We start from the raw sequence: 22,948 nt of genomic DNA on the forward strand, positions 1-22,948 counted from the left end.
ATAATGCACCCAGGATTCCCACCTTTTACAGTGTGCTTATGGAATTATTTTATGACTGGCCACCTTTGGCTATGCATACATTTCATAACAGTTCATTGGGATTCCTATTGGGCCTCACCTCCTGACTGGGAGTCTTCCTCAGACTGGGATTCTCCATCCGATTGTGATTCCCCGTCAGACTGGGATTCTTCTTCCGCCTGAGATTCGGATTCCGCCTGAGCGGCCGCCTCCCTCTCTTTCTCAATAGTATCCGCTCCCGGCCTTACATCAGTGCGCTCATAAACATTGTTGCGCACGCCAATATATTCATAGAGAATACTATCTTTTTCCTCGTCAGACAGATGTTTCCATACATCGGAAGCTTCCTCATCGTTTTCCACCTGGGAAATTTCACTGTCCTGAGAAGTTTCATTCTGAGAATCGCTTTCCCCGGTCTGAGTCTCTGATGTTTCACTCTCTGACGTCTCACTTTCTGCCGTCTCTGATTCCTGGGTTGTAGTTTCTGTACCGGTGTCTATATTTGGAAAAATCTGAAGATATGGAAGCATTCTCTCATAAATTTTTCGTGTCATAATAGTCGCCAGATAACTTGCCGCCTGATCTTCAAGCTGAGGTTCATCCACTACAACATAGACAACCACTTCCGGATCTTCGGCCGGAGCGCAGCTTATAAAAGAAACGGTACATTTTTCATCGGAAATCGGTTTTTTCTCCGCTGTTCCAGTCTTCCCGGCAATAGTGTATCCCTCGATATATGCCTGGTATCCACTTCCCTGAACCCAGTTGCCGTCCGCGTCTGTGGTACCTACAGTTTTTAACAGGGCATCCCGTATAAAGGCGCTTGTACTCTCTGAAATGGTGGTGCGCACCAGTTCCGCCTCCACAGTCTCCACTGTACTTCCTGACTCTGTTGTAATGGAGCGAACCATGTGAGGCTCATAGTAATACCCCCCGTTAATCACCGAGCAGAAAGCCGCGGTAAGCTGAAGAGCCGTACAGTTAAATCCCTGGCCAAAGGCGTTTGTTGCAAGCTCCACAGGTCCCATAGTGTCTTCATAGTACAACAGTGTGCTGGCGCTGGCTTCACCGGTGAGATCCACATTGGTCAGTTGGCCGAAATTAAAAATGGACTGATAATTAATAAAGTTCTTTGCCCCCAGCTTGTCTACAATCTGCATAAGGGCATCGTTGCAGGATTGCATCAGCGTCTCTTCAAGGGTCAGAGTACCATGGCCGCTTTCCTCGTTGCACCATACATAGGTCCCGTCCTCAAAGACCTGTCCGCCGTCACAGTAAAATGTATCTGAAGCTTTTACCGTATCCTCGTCCAGAGCCGCAGCCACAGTAAAAACCTTGGCTGTAGAACCCGGCTCGTAGGTGTCGGATATAGCAAAATTTCTCCATAGTTCATTATAAATAGTCATCTGCTCTTCATCAGTGTAGGCGCTCAGTTCCTCATCAGTATAATAATTGCTCAGATCTCTTGGCTCATTAAGATTAAACACCGGATAGCTAGCCATGGCCAAAATCTCCCCATTATCCGGGTCCATAACGATCACTGATGTATTTTTAGAGGGGATAACCTCATTTAATTGCCAGATTTCATCTTCAATAATCCGCTGGATATTGACATCCAGTGTGGTCTGGATATTCTCTCCGTTGACCGGAGCGATCGTTGTGCGCTCCAGGCTTGTATCCTCGGTAAGGTAGCCGTACTCCCGGCCATTCACCCCGTTTAAAGTATCATTATAATACTGCTCTAACCCGTAAGTTCCCTCATTTCCCGCCACTGTAAAACCGATGACGTCGCAGGCAAGGGTGTTGTAGGGATAGCGGCGGATATAATCATCCTCAAACCAGATTCCCTTGACATACTGGCTGACTTCCTGATCCCCCTCATCCTCTGAATTGATAAATGCATAGTAAGGCTCCAGTTCCTCATAGGTAAGCTGGCGGGATATGATCTGATATCTGCTCTCTGGATTTTCATCAACAATCGTCTCAAGTTCATCCCTGTCCAGGCCAAAATACTGTTCCAGAACATCCAGAGTCGTGTCCACACAGTCCCCCACCTCTTCCACCCGGGAATTAGTCAGAACATAGACATCAAGAATGAGATTATATACTTTCTCGCTGGTGGCCAGGATCGTGCCGTTTCTGTCGGTAATATCCCCTCTTCTGTAGGGAATGGTCGTGCTGCTGTAATTTAACTGGGACAAAACCTGACGGCTGTACTGGGTACTGCTGGTAGCGTTAATATAAGCCACCCGCACAATAAGTGTTCCCAGCAAAATAACCATGCCTCCGAAGGCAAATGCCAGTTTAATCCTGTTATTCATGACAAAACGGCGGGGCGGACGTTTTCTTCTCCGTCTCACTTTTCTGTTTCCCTTTGGCCTGTCTATGGGTACAATATTTCCTGACGGCGCAACCTTTCCCGGCCGTCTATTTGCCGGGCGCCGGCCCCTCCTGTCTTTTTCCATAAAATGCCTCCATTTCCGGGTTTCCCCTATATGGAAAACGAGGTTGCCGCATATCCATGCAACAGCCCCGTCATTATCATCTTTCATTAGTAATTTTGCCGCGCTGCAGGCGGCATAAAACGTTCACTGCCAGATCAGTTGCCGGACTGAGGGATCTCTTTATACTGCTTTACATAATCGTCACTTGTACCGGAATAATAAATGATCTGGTCCTTTGTAGGATAGTGCATCCCAAGTTCTTCGGTAGCCAGCTCATAGACTTTCTCCAGATCTATGGCATTATTCAGCCGTTCCCTGGTCGCCTGATTGGCGTCCGTAAGCGTCGTCAGTTCACTTTTAAGCCCTGAAATGTTGCTGTTAAGAGAGGTAAGACGGCTCTGAAGATTTAAATAATAAACACACATGAGCAGTGTCACCACTACAGCAGCACCTAAAAACAGCGTATATTTTAAGTCAATCTTAATTACCCTGGCCTGATTGCGCACTGCAATCTGCCGATTGTGGTCCTGCTGCGCCCTGCGGCGCCGCTCTGCCTGCTCCCTGCGGGCCCGCTCTCTTTTCCGTCGCTGATCTTCATAAGGAGCCGGCTCTAATTTGCGTACTGTATTCCCATCCACATATCCCATATTATACGTTCTTCCTGACGGGCGCTGTCTGCGCACCGTCTGTCTGTTCTGTGGCATGCCTGTCACTCCTTTTTTTAATATTCCCCGCGTTTAAGCCTGGGTCTTTTTTACAAAGACACGCAGCTTAGCGCTTTTGGACCGGGGATTTTGCTCCATCTCTTCCTCCGATGGAATAATCGGTTTACGGGTGATCACTTTTCCCTTTGATTTTTTCCCACACATACATACCGGAAAATTAGGTGGACATTCGCAAGGATTTTCATTCTTCTTAAAGATGGTCTTAACAATCCGGTCCTCAAGGGAATGAAAGGTAATAATACAAATGCGTCCGTCTTCCTTTAAAATGTCGATCATATCATTAAGGCTGTCTTGCAGCACGGAAAGTTCCTGGTTCAGCTCAATACGTATGGCCTGAAAAGTCCGCTTTGCCGGGTGGCCGCCTGTCGCCCGCATCTTCATAGGAATAGCCCCTTTTATGATCTCCGACAGTTCAAAGGTCGTCTCAATAGTTTTCATCTGCCGCGCGCGGCAAATGTGTTTCGCAATATTTTTCGCGAACTTGTCCTCACCAAAATCCCGAATGATCCGGTATAATTCCTGTTCACTGTAGCCATTGACAATATCTCTGGCAGTCATCTCCTGCCGCTGATCCATGCGCATATCCAACGGGGCGTCTTCCCTGTAAGAAAATCCCCGGTCCGCGTTATCAAACTGATAAGATGAAACTCCCAGATCCAGCAGGATACCATCCACTTTGTCAATTTCCATCTGCCACAGAAGGTCCTTCATATGGCAGTAGTTACTCCGCACAACAGTCACTTTCGGGCCAAATTCCGCCAGCCGCTTTCTGCTGGCCTCAATCGCCGCCGCGTCCTGATCAATCCCGATCAATCTGCCCTTGGGTCCAAGCTGCCTGCAAATATGCCAGGCGTGTCCGCCGCCGCCCAGTGTACCGTCCACGTATATTCCATCGCTCTTTATATCCAGATTTTTGATCACTTCATCCAACATAATGGATACATGCTTAAATTCGGTCTCCATCAACGTGCCTCCACATTAGAATGTAATTCCAATATCTTCCATATGTTCCGCAATATTGTCCATATCTTCAATATCCACATCACTGATCTTTTCCCAGTTACTGCGGCTCCATATCTCGATACGGCTGGATACGCCTACAAGCACTGCATCCTTCTCAAGTCCCGCAAATTCCCTAAGAACGGCGGGAATCAGAATTCTTCCCTGCTTGTCTACTTCACAGGAAGCAGCGCCTGCAAGGAAAAAGCGGGAAAACTGGCGGGCATCTTTTTTGGTCAGTGGGAGTTCTTTTAATTTATCGGTGAACGCTGTCCATTCTTCCATGGGATATACAAACAAACATCCGTCAAGCCCTTTGGTCACTACAAACTCATCACCTAAGGCCTCACGGAACTTTGAGGGGACGATCAGACGCCCCTTGGAATCAATTGTATGATTGTATTCTCCGATAAACATACTCCATCACCTACCCGGGAAAAGGAAGTGAAAACCACCTTCATTCCATTTTCCACCACTCTCTACCACTTTTCACCACTTATGGTACTATTGTATATTAATCCAGGAATTTTATCAATAGAAAAATTGTTAAAAAATTTTAAAATTCCCTGAGTTTATCACGGTTTGCGGGATTTTTCCCATGAATTACCATCACACTGAATCGAAGAAAATCACAGTCATTTCCCACTTGATATTCATTTTTCCCCTTATTTTTGTTTTGATAATGCACCACTTTTTTATAATCCTCAAATTTCTCTCTGTTTTTTCCCATTTCACATGATTTTATGGGATGAATCCCCACCAGTCTCCGGTGTGAATGCGGCCATGCGCCAAGGTGTGAAACACTCTTGTCAACCGCCGCTCTTTTGTGTTACAATGTCTCTCTGGAATGAATATATTATGATGAAGGCGCAAAAGCTCTTTTGACGCCTATGATATACAGATCGCGACCTGCTATCGCACTCTCACGTCTTCGCTCCGCTTCAGCCGGCGCTGGGCAGGCGTCGCTGACGCCTGGTATCATCATATTATATAATAGGAAGAAAATAGTAGCCCTGAGGGTGGATTTATACCTGGAAAGGATGAAAAGATTATGAAATTAGGAATCGTAGGATTGCCCAATGTGGGGAAAAGCACACTTTTTAACTCCCTGACAAAAGCCGGTGCTGAATCTGCCAATTACCCCTTTTGTACGATTGACCCAAATATCGGCATTGTCACTGTCCCAGATCACCGTCTAAACGACCTGGCCGGACTTTATGACTCAGCTAAGATCGTCCCAGCCGCCATCGAATTTGTGGATATCGCCGGTCTTGTGAAGGGCGCCTCCAAAGGTGAAGGTCTTGGAAACCAGTTTTTAAGCAATATCCGCGAAGTGGACGCCATTGTTCATGTAGTCCGCTGCTTTGAGAATTCCAACATTATCCATGTGGACGGCTCCATCAATCCTCTGAGAGATATTGAGACAATCAATCTCGAACTTGTCTTTGCCGATATGGAAGTCATGGAGCGGCGCTACTCTAAAGTATCCAGAGCCGCTAAAAACGATAAGAGCCAGGCTAAAGAAGCAGATCTTGTCAAACGTATCATTGACCACCTTGAGAACGGACAACTGGCAAGAAGTTTTGTTCCCGGAGACGAGGACGAGAAAGCCCTCCTTGAAAGTTTTAATCTTTTAACATACAAGCCGGTGATCTACGCCGCCAACGTCAGCGATGACGATCTGGCCGACGATGGTGCTTCCAATCCTTTTGTGGCCCAGGTCCGTGAATATGCGGCCAAAGAAGGGTCCGAAGTGTTTGTCATCTGCGCCCAGATCGAACAGGAAATTGCAGAGCTGGATGATGACGAGAAAAAAATGTTCCTTGAAGAGCTTGGGCTTAAAGAATCGGGCCTGGAGAAACTTATCAAGGCCAGCTACAGCCTTCTGGGGCTGATCAGCTACCTCACCGCCGGCCCCACAGAGACCCGGGCCTGGACCATCAAAAAGGGAACAAAAGCTCCTCAGGCTGCCGGAAAGATTCACTCTGACTTTGAACGGGGCTTTATTAAGGCTGAGGTTGTCAGCTACGAAGATCTCATGGCCTGCCAGAGCTATACTGTCGCTAAAGAAAAGGGGCTTGTACGCATGGAAGGCAAAGATTATGTTGTCAAAGACGGCGATGTGGTGTTATTCCGTTTTAATGTATAAACTGTAATTTAAGCGCGCTGGCTCGTCCCGGTGTCCGGACAAACTGCCGCAAAGTTCTCCGTAAAATATAAAAAAAGCCCCGGCAAATGCGCCAAGGGCTTTTTTTATTTGCGCGATATGTTCAAAGGGGCGCTGTGTGCCAGCGGCAAGCGTTTTGCAAAGGCCAAAAAGCAGCGAAATGAGCGGGGGGATCACATAATCGGATAAGTGAGGACACTTTTGAGGACAGATTTTTTTATGAACTTTTTAGACTTTTTTCTTAATTTTTGATATGATAAGTTTCGACATTAACTTTTTTGGAGGCCGTAAACCCATGAGCGAATTTTCTTCCTACCTGAAAGAATATATTGCCCTACATAATATTAACGTGTCCACAATGGTAAAATACTGTAACATGGATCGAGGGACCATGTACAAATATATTAACGGCAAGCTTTTGCCTCCCAGCCTTGAGCTGATACAGCGCATGGCTGAATATATGCAGCTCTCCCCAGCGGAACAGGGAATATTTTTTGAAAATTACCATATCAGCAAAGTAGGCCGCTATACTTATCTTCGCAGAAAAAAAGCGGAACAATTTCTGACGGAATTTCTGGACAGCACTGTGCATCTGTCCATGAAAAATATGTCTGCGATACCGGCTGCCCCGTCGGCGTCCGTCACGGCGCCGGACGGCTACGTTTCCTGCCTAGCCTTAAATTCCAGCAGCGCTCTCAATGGCCAGGTATGTCAGATACTGCAAAACGAGATGGGTACTAAAAATCCGTGTCTGGCCTTGTTCTTACAGCCGGAATACAGTTTCATTATGCAGTACATGGCCGCTCATATTGAAACCTATAAGTCTATGGAAATCACTCATATTTTTTGTCTGGATCAGGTCCATTCTGTCCAGAGCGGTCATACTTTTGAAAATATGGACTATTTAAAGAAAATTCTTCCTCTGTATTTTGGCTCTTTAAACTATCGTCCATATTATTATTATGAAAACATCCGCTCCCATTTTAACAGCTTCAACTTTTTCCCCTGCCTCATCCTTACAACACACGAAGCTGTCACCTGCACATCGGATTTTTCCCAGGGAATTTATTACAGCGAACCATCCGTAGTTCAATTGTTCTGGAACTTTTTCAACTACTACAAGAGCAAATGCGCCCCCCTATTATCCCCCGCTGCATCTATCCTGGCTGAATGCCACACTCTGATCCCGATGATCAGCAATATCCGCAGCTATTCCATACAAGGAGAACCTTGTGTAGTTCCCGTATTTCCGGAAAATTTACTGGAGAAATATGTACGGAAAAATATTGAACACCGGGATGAGCTGATCCAGGCCATATCCCTGTATCTTCGCTCCAGCAATGAAACTCTGTATAAATGCAAGTGCCAGATCTACTGTACCCTGGACGGGCTTCGCACATTTCTGGAAACCGGATTTCTTGACGAACTTCCTGCAGAAATCAGACAGCCCTTTGATATGGCAGACCGCCTTACTTTAGTCAAGCAGATCTACAAGGCGGCCCAGGCCGGCTGCTACTATCTTCTGAATGATATTCTCTCAAAAGTACCGGTTACTCTCCACATGAGCATCAACCCTCACGGCGGTTATTTTCTTCTGAAAAATAATCAGGGGCAAACCATCTACCTGTTAATCCAGGAGCCATGGCTGATCGAGACGTTCTATGATTATGTCAGCGAACTCCCGCCGACACATACCTATACCACAGAAGATTCCTGCCGGATGATCTGGGATCTTATCCGGGAATTTTCGGACCGTAACAGTTCAGTTATCAGGGATAGTGCGGACTGATCTGTTGCTTCATCTCCTCACCGAATTAAAAAACGCCCGGTTGTTTGCCGGCCCCACGGTCTGAGTATTTCAGACAGTGGAGGCCGGTATTTTTTACCGAGCGTTTTATATCAAAATTGACAAAATCCTTATACAAAGGGACGTGCCACACCCTTAATACTGCCGTGGAAACTTGTGATCACAGGACTTACAATGACTTGATTGTTTGGCTCGCACCAGGACTCAATCACCTGATTATTGCCAAGATAGATCGCCACATGGATCACCGCCCCGGTGGAAGCGTTCTGATAAAAGATCAGGTCGCCCCGCTGTCTCTGGGAATAGGGCACTTTCATAAATTGTGAGGAAGCCCACATGCTGGCCGACTCGTATTCATATCCCGGCTGGGAATGGCGGATGGGATTAATAGGGCTCACATCCATCCCGGCAGCATACAGGGCCTGCATAACAAGGCCGGAGCAGTCTACGCCTGTGCCGGGAGCCCCGGAAGCGCCCACCACATAAGGCGTGCCAAGATACTCGTAAGCTCTGGCAATCATAGCTTCAATACAATCGCTGCGGCCGCTGAGCGGGGTGATCTGATTGGGCGATACATAGGCACCCATATAATACCAATCATCCTTAGAAAATCCCATGGCCAGCCATGTCTCAAGATCCACAACGCCTGTCTGAGGCAGTCCTTTGGCTCTCTGGAAGCTCTGGACCGCAGACTGTACAGCATATGTATACCGGCAGGCAGTAACCATTCCTTTATACCGTCCGCCATTGACCCCAAGTCTCTCAATGACTTTGGCAACTTTCAGTCCCATATGGCCGATGGACAGATTGTAGTCGGCAGTGCCAATATTTGGCGTATCGTTACTGATCTGATAATACTGAGCCGGGTTTTGATAAAGCCGGTCGGAAGCGTCAATACTTCCCCGGGTAATGCCATATCTGGCACATAATTCCGTAAACTCCGGAGATTCCACAAATCCTTTTAAAATATAATCTTTCGGATATCCCTGATCTAAAAGAGCTACCCATTCTCCCAGTCCTTCAGCGTCCGGTTCCCGGTCCAGGAGAGTCCGGTAAAGAACAGACGCATAGTCGCTGCTGGACAAATTTTTCCCGGTAAATTCAGGGCTGTCCACAAAACCTTTGACAACATGGGCCGCAGTCTGGTTCTTATCCGTCAGCACTTTTGTCCATGATTCCCGTCCGTCCACATCAAAAGGACGCCCCAGAACCAGTTCATATAAGCGCATGACAAACCGTGCCACCTCCGGGTGCTTGTCCACGGCTGTTGTCAGGGGAATCTCTCCCACCAAAATGCCGCTCTGTTCACACAAACCTCTAAATTCCTGGGACTGTACAAACTGTGAGCAGACCATCAGGCGTCCAAAGCCTTCCTCGATAACGCCAATCCAGTCGGATTTCCCCTCTGCGTCCGGTTCGCGGCCAAGGATGGTTCTGTACAAAACAGTGATATATTCATCGTCGCTGAGTTGGTTATCCTTAAACTCATCGCTCCACAAAAAGCCGTAGACTAGATCAGCGCCGGTCTGTCCCCCGTTTTTAAGCTGATTACACCAGGCCAGAAAGCCCTCCTGATCCGGCTCTCTTCCAAGGGTAAGCTCATAGAGACGAGTGACAAAATTTCCAATAAGTTCATCTTCGCCGCCAACACCGAAAGTGCCATAATCAAAGCCGTCATCAGGAACCTCACTTTGAACTTCCGTCTGAGTCTGCTGATCCTGCACGCCCTCCATCGCCTGGGGAACGGTTACCTTCTGAGCCGTTGTCTCCGGCGCTGTTGTCTCTGGAACTGTTGTCTCCGGCGCTGTCATCTCTGGCGCCGACGTCTCTGGAACTGTTGTCTCCGGCACTGTCGTCTCTGGCGCCGACGTCTCAGGTACTGTAGTTTGCGGTACAGTTGTCTCAGGTGCCATGGTTTCAGGTACTGTCGTCTCCGGCGCCTGGCTTATTTCCAGCGTCTGCCCATTTACCTGAACCGGGACTTCAGAGGCATATACGCCGGGAAGTCCGGTCATGGACACGGATAATGTGAGCATAGCAGACATAAGCATTACAGATTTTTTCATTTTCCTTTTTCTTCCTTTCCCTGGAACTCCCTTCCTTGTGTATCTGCAGCGATCAGCCCGCCAAAAGCAGGTAGATTGAAGGCTGCGGATATCTGCTGCAAATATTGTCCAGTTTCTTCTTCTACCATTATATCATGGTATTTTTCTTTCTCAATGTATTTTCCTCAAGAGGACATTTTTGAGGAGAAAAAGCTGATTCATTTTCATAACATCAGTCTTTTGTCTCAAGAACTATGGCGATGCCCTCTCTGACAGTCAGCACTGCCCTGGCCCCGGTGATCTCATTGCTGACACACAGACTTTCCCCCTGATAAACCCGGTGGTCTTTTAAAGGATATTTCACGCCTTCCAAAGTAACCCCTTCCAGTGTCTGAGTCAGAGGGATCAGGGACAGATAATGGCCAAACTGCCCCTCCCTATCAATAGCCATAGAACCGGAGAGAAGAAAGATAAGATTATTCTTGTCCTGAATATAAGCAGGTATTCCCGCTTTAAACGGCTGCAAAAGCATGGAAATATTAGCCAGAACATGATCCAGCCGCGTTCCGGTGGCCCCCAGTATCCATATCTGAGATGTGTCGGGACATTCCCGGCACTTTGCTATGGCAAGTTTGAGGGCGATATCTGTATCCGTGTAATCTTTTTCCGGGTTAAACCGATGGATTACCGGGCCATCGGGCATTTCTCTGTAAAGCTTCAGAATCTCTGGCTCCACAGTGTCAAAATCTCCCACAATATCTGTCAAAGGCGACGCAGCCAGCCTGAAAGCCGTTTCCAGACCACCATCTACAGCGATAATCTTATCAAAACAATGCTTTTTCAAAAATCCTGCGGCAAATTCTTCGTCTACAAAGCCGCCGGAAAGCAGCAAGATTTTCATAAGCTTTCTCCTCTTTCCATTGTCTATCCTTACTATTCATGAAAGTGAACAGTAACAGTTTATCTCTTATATGTTTCAAAAATGTTTAAAAATCCTTTCACATTGTCTGAAAGAACTCCTTTAAATACCTGTGACCCAGCCACGATCACATTAGCCCCGGCCTCAATGATCTCCCTCACATTATCAAGGGTAACTCCGCCGTCCACTTCAATATCTGTGTCCAGCCCCCGCTCCTCTATTTTCCGGCGCAGTGTCCGGATTTTTTCTGTCACAAAAGGAATATATTTCTGTCCTCCAAAACCGGGATTCACACTCATAAGAAGGACCATGTCCACATCATTCAGGACATAATCCAGAGCCGACAGAGACGTGGCCGGATTGAGAACGACGCCGGCCTTTGCCCCGGCATCTTTGATGGCTTGGATTGTTCTGTGAAGATGGCGGCAGGCTTCCACATGTACCGTGATAATATCCGCGCCGGCTTCCCTGAAATCCTTTACATAGCGTGCCGGCTCATCAATCATGAGATGAACGTCAAAAACCCGGTCTGTACAGGGCCGGATTGAGCGGATCACCGGAAGCCCCAGAGAGATGTTTGGCACAAAAGTGCCATCCATCACATCAATATGGACGTACTGGGCGCCAGCCCGGTCCAGGGCCATAACATCTCTCCCAAGGTTGGCGAAATCTGCGGACAAAATTGAAGGTGCCAGTTTGAGCATAATCGTATCCTCCCTTATATTTTATAGGAAACGTCATAATAATTTTTATTATGACGTTTCCCGCGCCGATTTTTGCTGCGCAAAGCGCAGATCTTTCCTTGCAAAAATCGTGCGCATCCCCCGGAGGGTTTATAGTAAACGACAAATATATTTGTCGTTTACTATAAAGCCAGCGGTATCAGTAACGCCGCTGGCTTTTAATTTCATTATAGAACGCCACATAATCCTCGTATCTGCTGCGGCTGATCTTTCCCTGATCCAAAGCGGCTTTTACCGCGCAGTCCGGCTCGTGGATATGGACACAGCCGTTAAATCTGCACTGATCTTCATAGGGAACAAATTCCGCGAAATAATTTTTCAGATCATTGGCTTCAATATCATTAATATATAAAGACGTAAATCCGGGGGTATCCATCACATAGGTCGCCCCTTCCAGATGAAAGAGCTGGGAGTGGCGGGTAGTATGACGTCCCCGCTGGATCTTGTGGCTGATATCGCCAGTGGCCATTGCCGCCTCCGGTTTGAGAAGGTTCATCATGGAAGATTTCCCCACCCCGGAAGGGCCGGCCAGCACAGTCGTCTTGTCTTTGAGTATGTTTCGGATGGTTTCAATGCCCCTGTCCCGCTCCACACTGGTAAAGACAAGACGGCTGCCGCAGTTTTTATAAATTTCTCCCAGCCGGGCAACCTCGCTGTCATCACTGATGTCCGTCTTGTTAAAACAGATCACCGTATCCACATTCTGACGCTCCATAGTGATCAGAAAACGGTCCAGCATATTTAAGTTCGGGGCCGGGCTGGTCACCGCGAAAACGATCATGGCCTGATCCACATTGGCCACTGCCGGCCGGATCAGGGCATTCTTTCTCGGCAATATTTTAATCACATTGCCCTCCCGGTCCCCCTCATGGGTAATCTCATATTCCACCATATCTCCCACCAGAGGTTTGATCTTTTCATTTCTGAAAATACCTTTGGCCTTGCAGGCATAAACGCCTTTATCGGGATCGTGGACGTAGTAGAAGCCGGCAATCCCCTTAATGATCTTTCCCTGCATATGTCCCTCTTTCATCTGGATCAGTTATTAACCACCGCGCCACTGCTAACAGCGGCGCCGTTAATGTAAAGCTGCCATGTGGCCGGGGCCCCGTCGCTGCTGGTGACTAAATACTGGCTTTGCCAGTCTCCAGGCCCCATGGTCAGATCTCCCGTTGTCCACACCAAAGTCCCGCTGGCATTGTAGACATCCACCCGGACTGTGGCCTTCTCATTTTCCCCAAGTCCGCCGATAGGATTGCTCAGGCTGCTGAAATCCACTGTCCCTGTGTAGGTCTGCTGAGTACTGGACTGGGACTCCTCAGTGGCCTGAGTCTCCGGCCCCAGGCTGACAACAAGATCCACATAAGTGCCTTCCGCCACAGTGGAACCCTGGGTCACACTTGCCCGGATCACCCGGCCCTCAGCCATGGAATCGCTATGTTCATAAGTTACATTGCCAGAGTTTAAGTTGTACTGAGAGAGGGTTGACTGGGCATCTTCCAGAGTCATCCCCTCCACCATAGGCATCTGTGTGGTTGTCTGGGCCGCGCCCTGGCTGAAATAAATCATCACGCCCTGTCCGCTCTCCACTGTTGAGCCTGCCGGCGGATCGGTGCGGGTCACAAGATTTTCCTCCACAGTATCGCTGTTTTCATAATCAATGCCGGATATCTGGATACCTGCTGCATTGAACGCGTTCAGGGCCTGATCGTAGGTGTAATTAGTCACATCGGGGACAACCAGTTCTTCCCTTGTGTTGATCCACACGTCAATGGTATCCCCCCGGTTCACCGTCGTTCCCGCGTCGGGATTCTGATCATAAATCTGATTTGTTTCCACGTCGCTGTTTTCGCCCTGCTGGATACTTAAATACAGCCCGTAATCCCGGAGTATAGACTGGGCTTCCTCCTGGGTCCGTCCATAGAGATCCGGAACAGGGACAGTTTCCTCACTCTCGGTCTGACTTTCCGTCTCCGTCTGGGACTCGGTGGAGGCTGCGGTATCACTTACACTTTCAATAACCGTCTCGCTGTCACTCTGTCCGGCGCCGGAGAACAGGCCGGCGGCCCTGCCGATTATAAAGAAAATCACTACCACAAGAATAATGGCGCCCACAATTCCAAGGACCATCATCAATTTTTCCAGCGCCGGGTTGACGCTGTCATCATCCTCATCATCATTCCGGGACGATCCCCGACGGCTGGTATTGGTTCCGTTTGTGGAGCGGCTGACCTGGGATCGTCCGTTTTGGGACGACTCTTCCGTACGTCCACCGCTGCCGGACGTACTTGTGCTTCTCCCCGAAGATAGGGATGTACCCTGGACGCTGCTTCTGCCCGGTGCCGAACTTCCCCCGGATGACGGCGTTCGTGTCCCGTGGATTCCCGCATTATCTAATAGAACCGTCTGCTCATTGGCAATGGCTGACGGATTGTTCAGATGGACATATTCCCCGTCAGGATGGGTCAGAACCTTGCGCAGATCCGCAATCAGATCTCTGGCTGTGGCGTAGCGGCGCTCCGGCTTTTTTTGGGTACACTTTAAAATAATCTTCTCAAAGCTCCGGGGAATGGAGGGTTCTAACTTTCTCGGCGGAACCATCTCCCCCTGAATATGGAGGAGCGCCACGGCTACGTTTGTCTCTCCCTCAAAGGGAACCCGTCCGGTGAGCATCTCATACATGGTAATGCCCAGGGAATAAATATCACTTTTCGCGTCGGAATAGCCGCCTCTGGCCTGCTCCGGCGAAATGTAGTGGACACTTCCTGCGGCGTTGGTCGTCACAGTGGTAGAATCCGCCATCTTTGCAATGCCGAAATCTGTCACCTTCACCTTGCCGTCCCTGGACATAATAATATTCTGGGGTTTTATATCCCGGTGTATAATCCGGTTATCATGAGCAGCCTGGAGACCGGAAGCGATCTGTACAGAGATGTTGAGAGCCTCCTTAATGTCCAGCTTGCCTTTCATTTCAATATATTTTTTCAAGGTGATTCCCTGAACAAGCTCCATAACAATATAGTGGATACCGTTCTCCTCACCGACGTCATAAACATTTACAATATTGGGATGGGACAGACCGGCCGCGGCCTGAGCCTCTACCCTGAACTTTTTAACAAAAGTCTCATCTACACTAAATTCCTGTTTTAAGACTTTGACAGCAACCAGGCGGTTTAATTTATGGTCTTTCGCTTTATATACATCAGCCATACCGCCGGAACCGATCTTCTCAAGGATTTCATACCGGTCTGCCAAATACATACCTGGAACTACCATCAGTCCACCTCCTCATTAAAGGGATCTATCACAATGGCTGTAATATTATCAAGTCCGCCATTGGCTTTCGCTTCATCAATAAGCGCATCTGTCACTTTTTCCATGGGCGTATTTGTAATGATCTCAAGCAGGCCCGGATCATCTACCATATTGGATAATCCGTCGGAACACATGAGTATCCGGTCTCCCGGCTGCAGATCGACTTCAAAAAAATCCACACGAATATCCCAGGAAGCCCCGATGGCCCTGGTAATTATATTTTTGTCGGGATGATGCCGCGCCTCATCCGTTGTAATCTCACCGGCCCGCACCATAGCGCCCACATAAGAATGGTCCTCAGTCACCTGATGGATCTCACTGTCCACAAGATAGAGGCGGCTGTCTCCCACATTGGCCACATACAGCGTCTGGTCCATAATAAAAGCGGCCACAAAAGTAGTGCCCATGCCGCTTAACTCGGAATGCTGGCGGGCTTTCTCCAGGACAAGCTCGTTAATATAATGAATGCCATCATCCACCACCCTTATCGGTGTGTCCGGGGGCGCCTTCATCATATAATCAATGAAATTTTCCACAGACATTCGGGAAGCGTAATCTCCGGCTTTATGGCCGCCCATACCGTCAGCTACAATAAACAGGTTGGGAAGCTGGCCTACAGGCTCTTTGGAAAAATACATAAAATCCTGATTCATCTTACGCACAGAACCGATATCTGATCTGCCAAATACCCTCATTCTATTCCTCACTTTCCAGCGCATCTATGTAATTCTTTCTCAATTGGCCGCACGCGGCCTGGATATCTCTGCCCATTTCTCTTCTTATAGTAACATTTTCGCCGTATTTTTCAAGTTTATTTTTAAAATTCATTACTGCGCTGGCCTCAGACTGGCAAAAATCCCTCTCTTTTATGGGATTTACCGGGATCAGGTTAATGTGGGCATTGATCCCCTTCAAAAGGGCCGCGAGGGCCTTAGCGTCCGTCTCGCTGTCGTTGACTCCTTTCACCAGGCTGTACTCAAAAGTCAGACGCCGGTTATTATGGCTGTAATATTCCCGGCATGCGTTAAGGATCTGGTCAATGGAATAGGTGTTGGCCACAGGCATTAGCTCACGGCGGCGCTCATCGCTGACCGCGTGAAGAGATATGGCCAGAGTGATAGTCAGATCTTCCTTTGCCAGATCATAGATTCTTGGAACAATGCCGCAGGTGGACAGAGTAATGTTTCGCTGGCTGATATTAAGTCCCTGACTGTCTGAGAGCATTTTAATAAACTTCACCACATTGTCATAGTTATCCAGGGGCTCGCCGCTGCCCATAATGACCACATTGGAAATACGCTCACCCAGATCCCGCTGTATGGCGTAAACCTCTTCTAACATTTCCGATGGGGTCATATTCCGTTCCAGCCCCCCTAAAGTGGAGGCACAAAAACGGCATCCCATGCGGCATCCCACTTGGGAGGAGACACAGACTGAATTGCCGTGTTTGTACTTCATGAGAACGCTCTCAATAATATTGCCGTCGGGCAGCCGGAACAAATATTTGCGGGTGCCGTCCAGTTTGGATATGTAGCATTTTACAGTCTCAAGAACAGTCAGCGTACATGTGTCCGCCAGCTTTTTTCGCAGACTGGCGGAAAGATTGCTCATAACCTCAAAGCTGTCCGCCAGCTTTACGTGAAGCCAGTCATAGATCTGGCGGGCCCGGAAAGGTTTTTCCCCTAAAGTTTCTGTGACAAACTGTGTCAACTGGGGCAGATCCAGAGATTTAATATCTGTTTTTTCAATCATCCTTCATCCCTCCGGTTCCATTTTTCTAAATCGGGCGATAAAAAATCCGTCGCAGCCGTCGATCCCCTGGAAAAACTGGCGGGATTCTTCCAATTTAAAACCAAAATTTTTTTCAAACCACACCGCGTTTTCCATATTTTCCTCCGGCGTCACTGTGCATGTGCTGTAAATAAGAGTTTTCCCCGGAGCCACATAGTTCTGAACTACAGATAAAATCTGACGCTGAAGGGCGGCAAGCTGGGTGATCTGTTGCCGGGTAATCCGGTATTTAATATCCGGTTTTTTTCCGATAACGCCAAGGCCGGAACAAGGCAGGTCCGCCAGCACCACATCGGCCTTTCCCACATCCTCACTGTTTAGGACAAGGGCGTCCCTCACCTGCACCGTCACATTGGGAAGGCCCAGGCGTCTTACATTGTCCTCGATCAACTCCACTTTCTCATAGGACACATCTCTGGCATAAACATGGCCCTGATCCCCGGTTCCCTGGGCCATGGACAAAAGCTTCCCACCGGCATGACAGCTTTTCCCACCGGGGGCCGCACACACGTCCATCACTGTGTCCCCCCTGCAGATTCCGGCCATCTCCACCACCATCATGGAACTTTCATCCTGAACGGCATACCGGCCTTCCTGAAAACTTTTCAACTCACCGATAGAATCAAACCCGGAAATTCGCAGAGCGTAGGGAAGCAAGACGCCGGGATCAGCTTTAACCCCTTCCTGCTCCAGGATCTTAACTGTCTCTTGTACACCTTCTTCGTCCACACAGCGCACTGTCACCGGGTGGACCGCCAGGCTGTCCTTTAATATCGTCTCAGCCTGGTTAAATCCAAAAGTTTCAATAAAGTAACTGCCAAGCCACTGGGGCACTGAAAAGATAACAGACAGGTAAAGCTCCGGCTCCATTTCCCGGTCCGGCCATGGAATCTGATCCACATTTCGGCTGATATTGCGCAGCACACCGTTGACGAAGCCCCGAAGATTTTTAAATCCCCGGCGGACCGCCAGCTTGACAGCCTCATTGCAGGCCGCGCTGTGGGGAATGCTCTCCATATATAAAATCTGATAGACAGACATGCGCAGGATATTTTTAAGCACCGGTTTAATCTTAGACACTTTCACCGACGAAAACCTGCCGATGACATAATCCAGAGTGACCATCCGCTCCAAGGTTCCTTTAAAAAGCCGGCTCATAAACCGCCGTTCCTGCTTTTCCAGATATTGGTACTTCATAAGCATCTGGCTGTGGACCACATGGGACGGACGTTCCTGCCGGGTCACCTCCATAAGCATATCCAGCACCAGTTCACGTGTATTTTCTGACAATTTTTTCCTCCTACTCCCTGCGTCGGCCTCTGGTCAGGATCAGAAGGCGCAAAAGCTGCAGAATCATTCCTGCGGCGCTGGCCACATAAGTGAGTGCCGCGGCCCGCAGTACCTTTTTGGCCCCCTCATTTTCATCGCCCATAAGTATCCCGCTTCCAGAAAGAATACGCAGACCTCTGGCGGAAGCGTTAAATTCCACCGGAAGGGTAACTAAATGAAACAGTACCACCGCTGTAAACAAAACAATACCCACAGTGATCAGCGTCTGGTTAAATCCCATAAGAATGCCGATGAGGATGAGAGGCCACGAGATCACCGCTCCGAAATTGGCCACAGGCACAAGACTTCCCCGGATTTTTAAGGGCAGATAGCCTCCTGCGTGCTGAATGGCATGACCGCATTCGTGGGCCGCCACGCTGACCGCCGCCACAGAAGTGGAACTGTATACCGGGTCAGACAAAGCCAATGTTTTATTCCGGGGATCATAATGATCGTTGAGATTTCCCCGCACATGGATCACACGCACATCATAGATGCCCGACTGCGCAAGAATGTGCTGGGCCGCCTGGGCGCCGGTCATACCCCTGATGGTCGCCACTGTGGAAAAGCGGTTAAAAGCCGACCTCACCCCTGCCGACGCCCACAAAGACAGCACAACGCCGATAATGACTAAAAGATAGGTCCAGTCAAAATAAAATCTTGGGTAACCAAAACCAATATAGGCCATCATATCCATCACTCCAAACCATTAATCCGGGAGGATCTCCCCGGTTTTTAAAGAGTATCCTCTCATAAATGCCTGGGCATCCATGCGCTTCTTCCCTTCCATCTGAAGTTGGGTAACCGCCAACGCCCCTTTTCCGGTTTTAATAATAAAGCACTCTTTTGTGATTTCAACAATTTCTCCCAGCTCGCCCTCATATTCTTTATCCACCACCTGGGCTCTCCAGATTTTCAGCGTCTTGCCGTGGAGTTTTGTGTAGGCGCTCGGCCACGGATTCAGACCGCGGATGAGCCGCTCCAATTCCAGAGCCGGCTTTGAAAAATCCATCTCTCCCATGGTTTTTGTCAGCATTTTTGCGTACTGCCCCGCCTGACTGTCATCCTGGGGCGTGGCCGTCAAAGTTCCGTCGGCGATGGCGTCCAGAGTTTTTATGAGCAGATCCGCCCCCATTGCCGCCAGCTTATCATGAAGGCTGCCTCCGGTTTCATCAGGATCAAGGGCTACTTCCGTCTTCATGAGCATGTCTCCGGTATCCAGCCCCTCGGCCATATACATGGTAGTCACGCCGCTGACGTTCTCCCCGTTGATTACCGCCCACTGGATGGGCGCCGCTCCACGGTATTTTGGCAGCAGGGAGGCATGGACATTAATGCAGCCATACTCCGGAATATCCAAAATTTCTTTAGGAAGAATCTGACCAAAAGCCACCACCACAATGACTTGGGGTGCAAGATCTTTCATCGTCTGGATAAACTGAGGATCTCTTGCTTTCACCGGCTGATAGACAGGGATATTATATTCCACAGCCTTTTCCTTCACCGGCGAATAGGTCACCGCCTTTCCCCGGCCCCTGGCTTTATCCGGCTGGGTCACAACGCCGATGACCTCATGGCCGCAGTCAATAAGCTTTTGGAGGGTGGGCACAGCAAAATCCGGTGTCCCCATAAAAACAACCTTCATGATTACTCTTCGTCCCCTTTCTCCATCTCCTCTTCTTCCGGCTCATAGGTCACGTCTCTCAACGGACCTTCCACAAGTTCTGTGTAAAGATGTCCGTCTAAATGGTCAAATTCATGGCACATAGCCCTGGCAAACAACTCGGTTCCCTCCACCTCAAAAGGATTCATATCCTTATCGAAAGCTTTGGCTTTTACATAGTTTGGCCGTGTCACAACGCCGCACTTGCCGGGAACGCTTAAACATCCCTCATCTCCGGTCTGCTCCCCATCTGTAGCTATGATCTCAGGATTAATAAACACATAGGGCCCTTCCCCCACATCAATAACGACAATACGTTTTAAAATCCCCACCTGGGGAGCCGCCAGTCCTACGCCGTTGGCCTCGTACATCGTATCCAGCATATCGTCAATGAGCTGGCTCACTCTGGGAGTGATCTCTTTCACCACTTTCGCCTTTTTATTTAATATGGGATCTCCCTGATAACGTAAATTACGGATTGCCATAATCTATTCTCTCCTTTTCTACAGTTTTTTTATTCATGTAATGTAACTATTCTGCTACGGCACTGGTTTTGTATCAATACACAGACATGGGATCCATGTCAAATTGCAGGCTCACTTCCCTTGAATATTCGCTGGTTCTCATATATTTTTCCAGAAATTCCCTGGCCTGTATCAAAGCAGAATAATTTTTATGCTTTAAATAAAATACTTTTCGGTATACATCCTTGCCTTTGGAAATGGAAGCGTCCGACGGCCCCACAAGGATCATTTCACCGCCATGATTTTTCGCGGCAAAATCCTTCACCACGGCGGCCAGGGCATGGATCTGCTTTCCAACCTTTCCTTCATCTCTTCCAAGGGCCAGCACCACAAGCATATGGACAGCCGGCGGGTAATTCATCATGGCCCGGTAGTTAATCTCCTGGCGGTAAAAGGACAGGTAATCCTGACGGCTGGCGCAGACAATGCTGTAATGCTCCGGATTATAGGTCTGGATCACCACCTGTCCCGGTTTCTGGTCCCGGCCGCTGCGCCCGGCCGCCTGAGTCAAAAGCTGAAAAGTCCGCTCGGCGGCCATATAGTCGTTGGAAAACATGGAAAGATCGGCGGCCAGGACGCCCACCACGGTCACATTGGGAAAATCGTGGCCTTTGACAATCATCTGGGTTCCCACAAGGATATCCCCCTCATGGCGGCGAAACTTTTCCAGTATATTTTCCATACTGTCTTTTTGTGCCGTAGTATCCCGGTCCAGCCTGAGGACTTTCACTCCCGGCAATGTCTGATAAATAAGCTGCTCCACTTTCTGGGTTCCCAAGCCGAAGCCGGCAATATAGGGAGAACCGCACTGGGGGCATACTTTCGGCAGCGGCTGTTCCCAACCACAGTAGTGGCATTTAAGCATACCTCCTGTATGGACCGTCATGGACACGTCGCAGTGGCGACACTTAAAGACATAGCCGCAGCTTCGGCAGGACACAAATCCGGCGAATCCCCGGCGGTTTAAAAACAGAATAATCTGTTCTTTCCGGGCCAGAGCCTCCTCCATATATTTTAACAGTTTTCCGCTGAAAATACCTTTGTTATTCCGGCGAAACTCCTCCCGCAGATCTACCACGGACACCTGGGGCAGCCGGCTTCCTGACCGGGCTCTTGATGTGAGGGTATGAAGGCTGTAAATCCCCGCCTTTGCCCGGCCGTAGGACTCCACAGACGGCGTTGCGGAGCCAAGAACCAGCTTTGCCCCCGCCATCTTCACCCGCCAGGCTGCCACATCCCTGGCATGATAACGGGGCGTGTTTTCACTTTTATAGGCCCCATCGTGTTCCTCATCCACAATAATCATTCCCAGGCGGTCAAAAGGCATAAACAGGGCGGACCGGGGACCTACCACAATATCCACTTTCCCCCGCTTTGCCCGCAGATACTGGTCATACTTTTCCCCGTCAGACAGGCGTGAGTTCATCACTGCCACCCTGTCGCCGAAGCGGGCATGAAAACGGGACACAGTCTGGAGTGACAAGGCGATCTCCGGGATCAGGACAATAGCCTGGCGCCCTTTTTCCAAAATCCGGGCAATAAGGGCCATATACACTTCCGTCTTGCCGCTGCCGGTAACCCCAAAAAGCAGGTGAACCAGATGGGATGTGTCATTTAAAATATCATCCACAGCCCTCTGCTGCTCCTCATTAAGAACTACCGCCGCCTCCGGGGGCATATAAGCCTTCACGGGGCTGCGGTAACGGCGGAAGGTCTGTTCCACCAGTATTCCCTCATCAACAAGGGCCTGTACCACAGTTTTTGACGCCTTCACTCCGGCCTTTATATCCTCCATGGACAGACTAACGCCGCCGTCTTCTCCGGACAGCGCCGGAGCCAGAAAAAAGTCTATCAGCCTTTTTCTCGCCTCATACCTTTTATCATTTTTTATTTTCTCATAATACTGTGAAACTGCAAAGTGGTCCGGATTCAGGCCGTAAGTCCGCTCCACAATGGCTCTGACCTGGCGCCGCACTGGGATCACGGTCTTTAGAGCCTGGCTCATGGTCCCGCCGTAAACTTTTTTAATCTGCCAGGCCAGACGGATGAGCTGGCTTTCTATGGCAAGCTCGCTGTTGACCACCTGAGAAATTTCCTTTATTTTATTGACATCATAATCTGGCTGTCCGGTCATATTGACTACAAAACCCTGGATCTGACGGTCCCCCTTTCCAAAGGGGATCATCACCTGACTGCCGATATCCACCTGTCCGGCCAGGCGCTCCGGTATTTTGTAGGCAAAAACCCGGTCCAGGTTTCCTGCCGCAATATCCACCACAACATCCGCGTATACATCCGGCATCGCATCACACCTTGTTTTTCTCATGTTTGTCGGGATTGCGAACGCACAAAGCGGGGAGCAATCCGTGTCTAATGCCCCTTTATCTGGCAACTCATTCATATAGTATATCATTCAGAGCCTTAAACTGCAATCCGCCTTTGAAAGTTTTCCATAACAG

19 protein-coding genes are annotated in these 22,948 nt (G+C 49.0%); 2 read left to right on the forward strand and 17 right to left on the reverse strand.

What is annotated here, in order from left to right:
- Positions 1–104 precede the first annotated feature (104 nt).
- The 4 genes from HNP82_RS07785 to mraZ form a co-directional block, all read right to left on the reverse strand.
- Entirely contained in the window at positions 105–2,483 is a 2,379-nt protein-coding gene (locus HNP82_RS07785; RefSeq protein WP_183773044.1) for a peptidoglycan D,D-transpeptidase FtsI family protein, read from the reverse strand.
- Between the two features lie 134 nt (positions 2,484–2,617).
- Positions 2,618–3,166: an FtsB/FtsL family cell division protein gene (locus HNP82_RS07790; RefSeq protein ID WP_183773046.1), complete on the reverse strand. Its 549-nt coding sequence runs from the start codon at positions 3,164–3,166 to the stop codon at positions 2,618–2,620.
- 33 nt (positions 3,167–3,199) lie between these two features.
- Entirely contained in the window at positions 3,200–4,150 is a 951-nt protein-coding gene (gene rsmH, locus HNP82_RS07795; RefSeq protein ID WP_183773048.1) for a 16S rRNA (cytosine(1402)-N(4))-methyltransferase RsmH, read from the reverse strand.
- Positions 4,151–4,165: 15 nt separating this feature from the next.
- Entirely contained in the window at positions 4,166–4,603 is a 438-nt protein-coding gene (gene mraZ / locus HNP82_RS07800) for a division/cell wall cluster transcriptional repressor MraZ (protein ID WP_183773050.1), read from the reverse strand.
- A gap of 634 nt (positions 4,604–5,237) precedes the next feature.
- Between mraZ and ychF the strand changes: the two genes are divergently transcribed.
- Positions 5,238–6,335 carry a redox-regulated ATPase YchF gene (ychF, locus tag HNP82_RS07805; RefSeq protein ID WP_183773052.1) on the forward strand — a complete coding sequence of 366 codons (1,098 nt, stop codon included), beginning with the start codon at positions 5,238–5,240 and terminating at the stop codon, positions 6,333–6,335.
- 313 nt (positions 6,336–6,648) lie between these two features.
- Complete coding sequence (locus HNP82_RS07810; RefSeq protein ID WP_183773053.1) at positions 6,649–8,142, forward strand: helix-turn-helix domain-containing protein; 1,494 nt, start codon at positions 6,649–6,651, stop codon at positions 8,140–8,142.
- Between the two features lie 128 nt (positions 8,143–8,270).
- Here the strand turns inward: HNP82_RS07810 and HNP82_RS07815 are convergent, their stop codons facing one another.
- From HNP82_RS07815 to priA, 13 genes are all read right to left on the reverse strand, one after another.
- Positions 8,271–10,226, reverse strand: a complete 1,956-nt coding sequence (locus HNP82_RS07815) for a DUF4214 domain-containing protein (RefSeq protein WP_183773055.1) — start codon at positions 10,224–10,226, stop codon at positions 8,271–8,273.
- Positions 10,223–10,354: a hypothetical protein gene (locus HNP82_RS18210; protein WP_279288894.1), complete on the reverse strand. Its 132-nt coding sequence runs from the start codon at positions 10,352–10,354 to the stop codon at positions 10,223–10,225. Before HNP82_RS18210 ends, HNP82_RS07815 begins: the two co-directional genes overlap by 4 nt.
- 83 nt (positions 10,355–10,437) lie before the next feature.
- A complete protein-coding gene (locus tag HNP82_RS07820; protein WP_183773057.1) occupies positions 10,438–11,106 on the reverse strand; it encodes a thiamine diphosphokinase in 669 nt (222 codons plus the stop codon).
- A gap of 59 nt (positions 11,107–11,165) precedes the next feature.
- Positions 11,166–11,828, reverse strand: a complete 663-nt coding sequence (gene rpe / locus HNP82_RS07825) for a ribulose-phosphate 3-epimerase (RefSeq protein ID WP_183773059.1) — start codon at positions 11,826–11,828, stop codon at positions 11,166–11,168.
- Between the two features lie 178 nt (positions 11,829–12,006).
- Entirely contained in the window at positions 12,007–12,885 is an 879-nt protein-coding gene (rsgA, locus tag HNP82_RS07830) for a ribosome small subunit-dependent GTPase A (RefSeq protein ID WP_183773061.1), read from the reverse strand.
- A 20-nt stretch (positions 12,886–12,905) separates the two neighbouring features.
- A complete protein-coding gene (pknB, locus tag HNP82_RS07835) occupies positions 12,906–15,143 on the reverse strand; it encodes a Stk1 family PASTA domain-containing Ser/Thr kinase (protein ID WP_183773063.1) in 2,238 nt (745 codons plus the stop codon).
- A complete protein-coding gene (locus HNP82_RS07840) occupies positions 15,143–15,877 on the reverse strand; it encodes a Stp1/IreP family PP2C-type Ser/Thr phosphatase (RefSeq protein ID WP_183773065.1) in 735 nt (244 codons plus the stop codon). The genes pknB and HNP82_RS07840 overlap by 1 nt, the downstream gene beginning before the upstream one ends.
- Before the next feature lies 1 nt (position 15,878).
- Positions 15,879–16,934, reverse strand: a complete 1,056-nt coding sequence (rlmN, locus tag HNP82_RS07845; protein WP_183773067.1) for a 23S rRNA (adenine(2503)-C(2))-methyltransferase RlmN — start codon at positions 16,932–16,934, stop codon at positions 15,879–15,881.
- 3 nt (positions 16,935–16,937) lie between these two features.
- Positions 16,938–18,263, reverse strand: coding sequence for a 16S rRNA (cytosine(967)-C(5))-methyltransferase RsmB (gene rsmB / locus HNP82_RS07850; protein WP_243164693.1), 1,326 nt, complete (start codon positions 18,261–18,263; stop codon positions 16,938–16,940).
- Between the two features lie 10 nt (positions 18,264–18,273).
- Positions 18,274–18,990 carry a zinc metallopeptidase gene (locus tag HNP82_RS07855; protein WP_183773340.1) on the reverse strand — a complete coding sequence of 239 codons (717 nt, stop codon included), beginning with the start codon at positions 18,988–18,990 and terminating at the stop codon, positions 18,274–18,276.
- Between the two features lie 21 nt (positions 18,991–19,011).
- Complete coding sequence (fmt, locus tag HNP82_RS07860) at positions 19,012–19,947, reverse strand: methionyl-tRNA formyltransferase (protein WP_183773069.1); 936 nt, start codon at positions 19,945–19,947, stop codon at positions 19,012–19,014.
- A 2-nt stretch (positions 19,948–19,949) separates the two neighbouring features.
- Complete coding sequence (gene def, locus HNP82_RS07865; RefSeq protein ID WP_183773071.1) at positions 19,950–20,450, reverse strand: peptide deformylase; 501 nt, start codon at positions 20,448–20,450, stop codon at positions 19,950–19,952.
- Between the two features lie 73 nt (positions 20,451–20,523).
- The gene (gene priA / locus HNP82_RS07870) at positions 20,524–22,791 is read right to left on the reverse strand and encodes a replication restart helicase PriA (protein ID WP_183773073.1); all 2,268 of its coding nucleotides are present in this window, start codon (positions 22,789–22,791) and stop codon (positions 20,524–20,526) included.
- Positions 22,792–22,948: the final 157 nt, after the last annotated feature.

Source organism: Catenibacillus scindens (genome assembly GCF_014202115.1).
GTDB lineage: Bacteria > Bacillota > Clostridia > Lachnospirales > Lachnospiraceae > Catenibacillus > Catenibacillus scindens.

Bases quoted from the DNA above. Each gene is read 5' to 3' on its own strand.
- HNP82_RS07785 (WP_183773044.1), bottom strand. From the start codon at position 2,483: ATGGAAAAAGACAGGAGGGGCCGGCGCCCGGCAAATAGACGGCCGGGA.
- HNP82_RS07790 (WP_183773046.1), bottom strand. From the start codon at position 3,166: ATGCCACAGAACAGACAGACGGTGCGCAGACAGCGCCCGTCAGGAAGA.
- rsmH (WP_183773048.1), bottom strand. From the start codon at position 4,150: ATGGAGACCGAATTTAAGCATGTATCCATTATGTTGGATGAAGTGATC.
- mraZ (WP_183773050.1), bottom strand. From the start codon at position 4,603: ATGTTTATCGGAGAATACAATCATACAATTGATTCCAAGGGGCGTCTG.
- ychF (WP_183773052.1), top strand. From the start codon at position 5,238: ATGAAATTAGGAATCGTAGGATTGCCCAATGTGGGGAAAAGCACACTT.
- HNP82_RS07810 (WP_183773053.1), top strand. From the start codon at position 6,649: ATGAGCGAATTTTCTTCCTACCTGAAAGAATATATTGCCCTACATAAT.
- HNP82_RS07815 (WP_183773055.1), bottom strand. From the start codon at position 10,226: ATGAAAAAATCTGTAATGCTTATGTCTGCTATGCTCACATTATCCGTG.
- HNP82_RS18210 (WP_279288894.1), bottom strand. From the start codon at position 10,354: ATGGTAGAAGAAGAAACTGGACAATATTTGCAGCAGATATCCGCAGCC.
- HNP82_RS07820 (WP_183773057.1), bottom strand. From the start codon at position 11,106: ATGAAAATCTTGCTGCTTTCCGGCGGCTTTGTAGACGAAGAATTTGCC.
- rpe (WP_183773059.1), bottom strand. From the start codon at position 11,828: ATGCTCAAACTGGCACCTTCAATTTTGTCCGCAGATTTCGCCAACCTT.
- rsgA (WP_183773061.1), bottom strand. From the start codon at position 12,885: ATGCAGGGAAAGATCATTAAGGGGATTGCCGGCTTCTACTACGTCCAC.
- pknB (WP_183773063.1), bottom strand. From the start codon at position 15,143: ATGGTAGTTCCAGGTATGTATTTGGCAGACCGGTATGAAATCCTTGAG.
- HNP82_RS07840 (WP_183773065.1), bottom strand. From the start codon at position 15,877: ATGAGGGTATTTGGCAGATCAGATATCGGTTCTGTGCGTAAGATGAAT.
- rlmN (WP_183773067.1), bottom strand. From the start codon at position 16,934: ATGATTGAAAAAACAGATATTAAATCTCTGGATCTGCCCCAGTTGACA.
- HNP82_RS07855 (WP_183773340.1), bottom strand. From the start codon at position 18,990: ATGGCCTATATTGGTTTTGGTTACCCAAGATTTTATTTTGACTGGACC.
- fmt (WP_183773069.1), bottom strand. From the start codon at position 19,947: ATGAAGGTTGTTTTTATGGGGACACCGGATTTTGCTGTGCCCACCCTC.
- def (WP_183773071.1), bottom strand. From the start codon at position 20,450: ATGGCAATCCGTAATTTACGTTATCAGGGAGATCCCATATTAAATAAA.
- priA (WP_183773073.1), bottom strand. From the start codon at position 22,791: ATGCCGGATGTATACGCGGATGTTGTGGTGGATATTGCGGCAGGAAAC.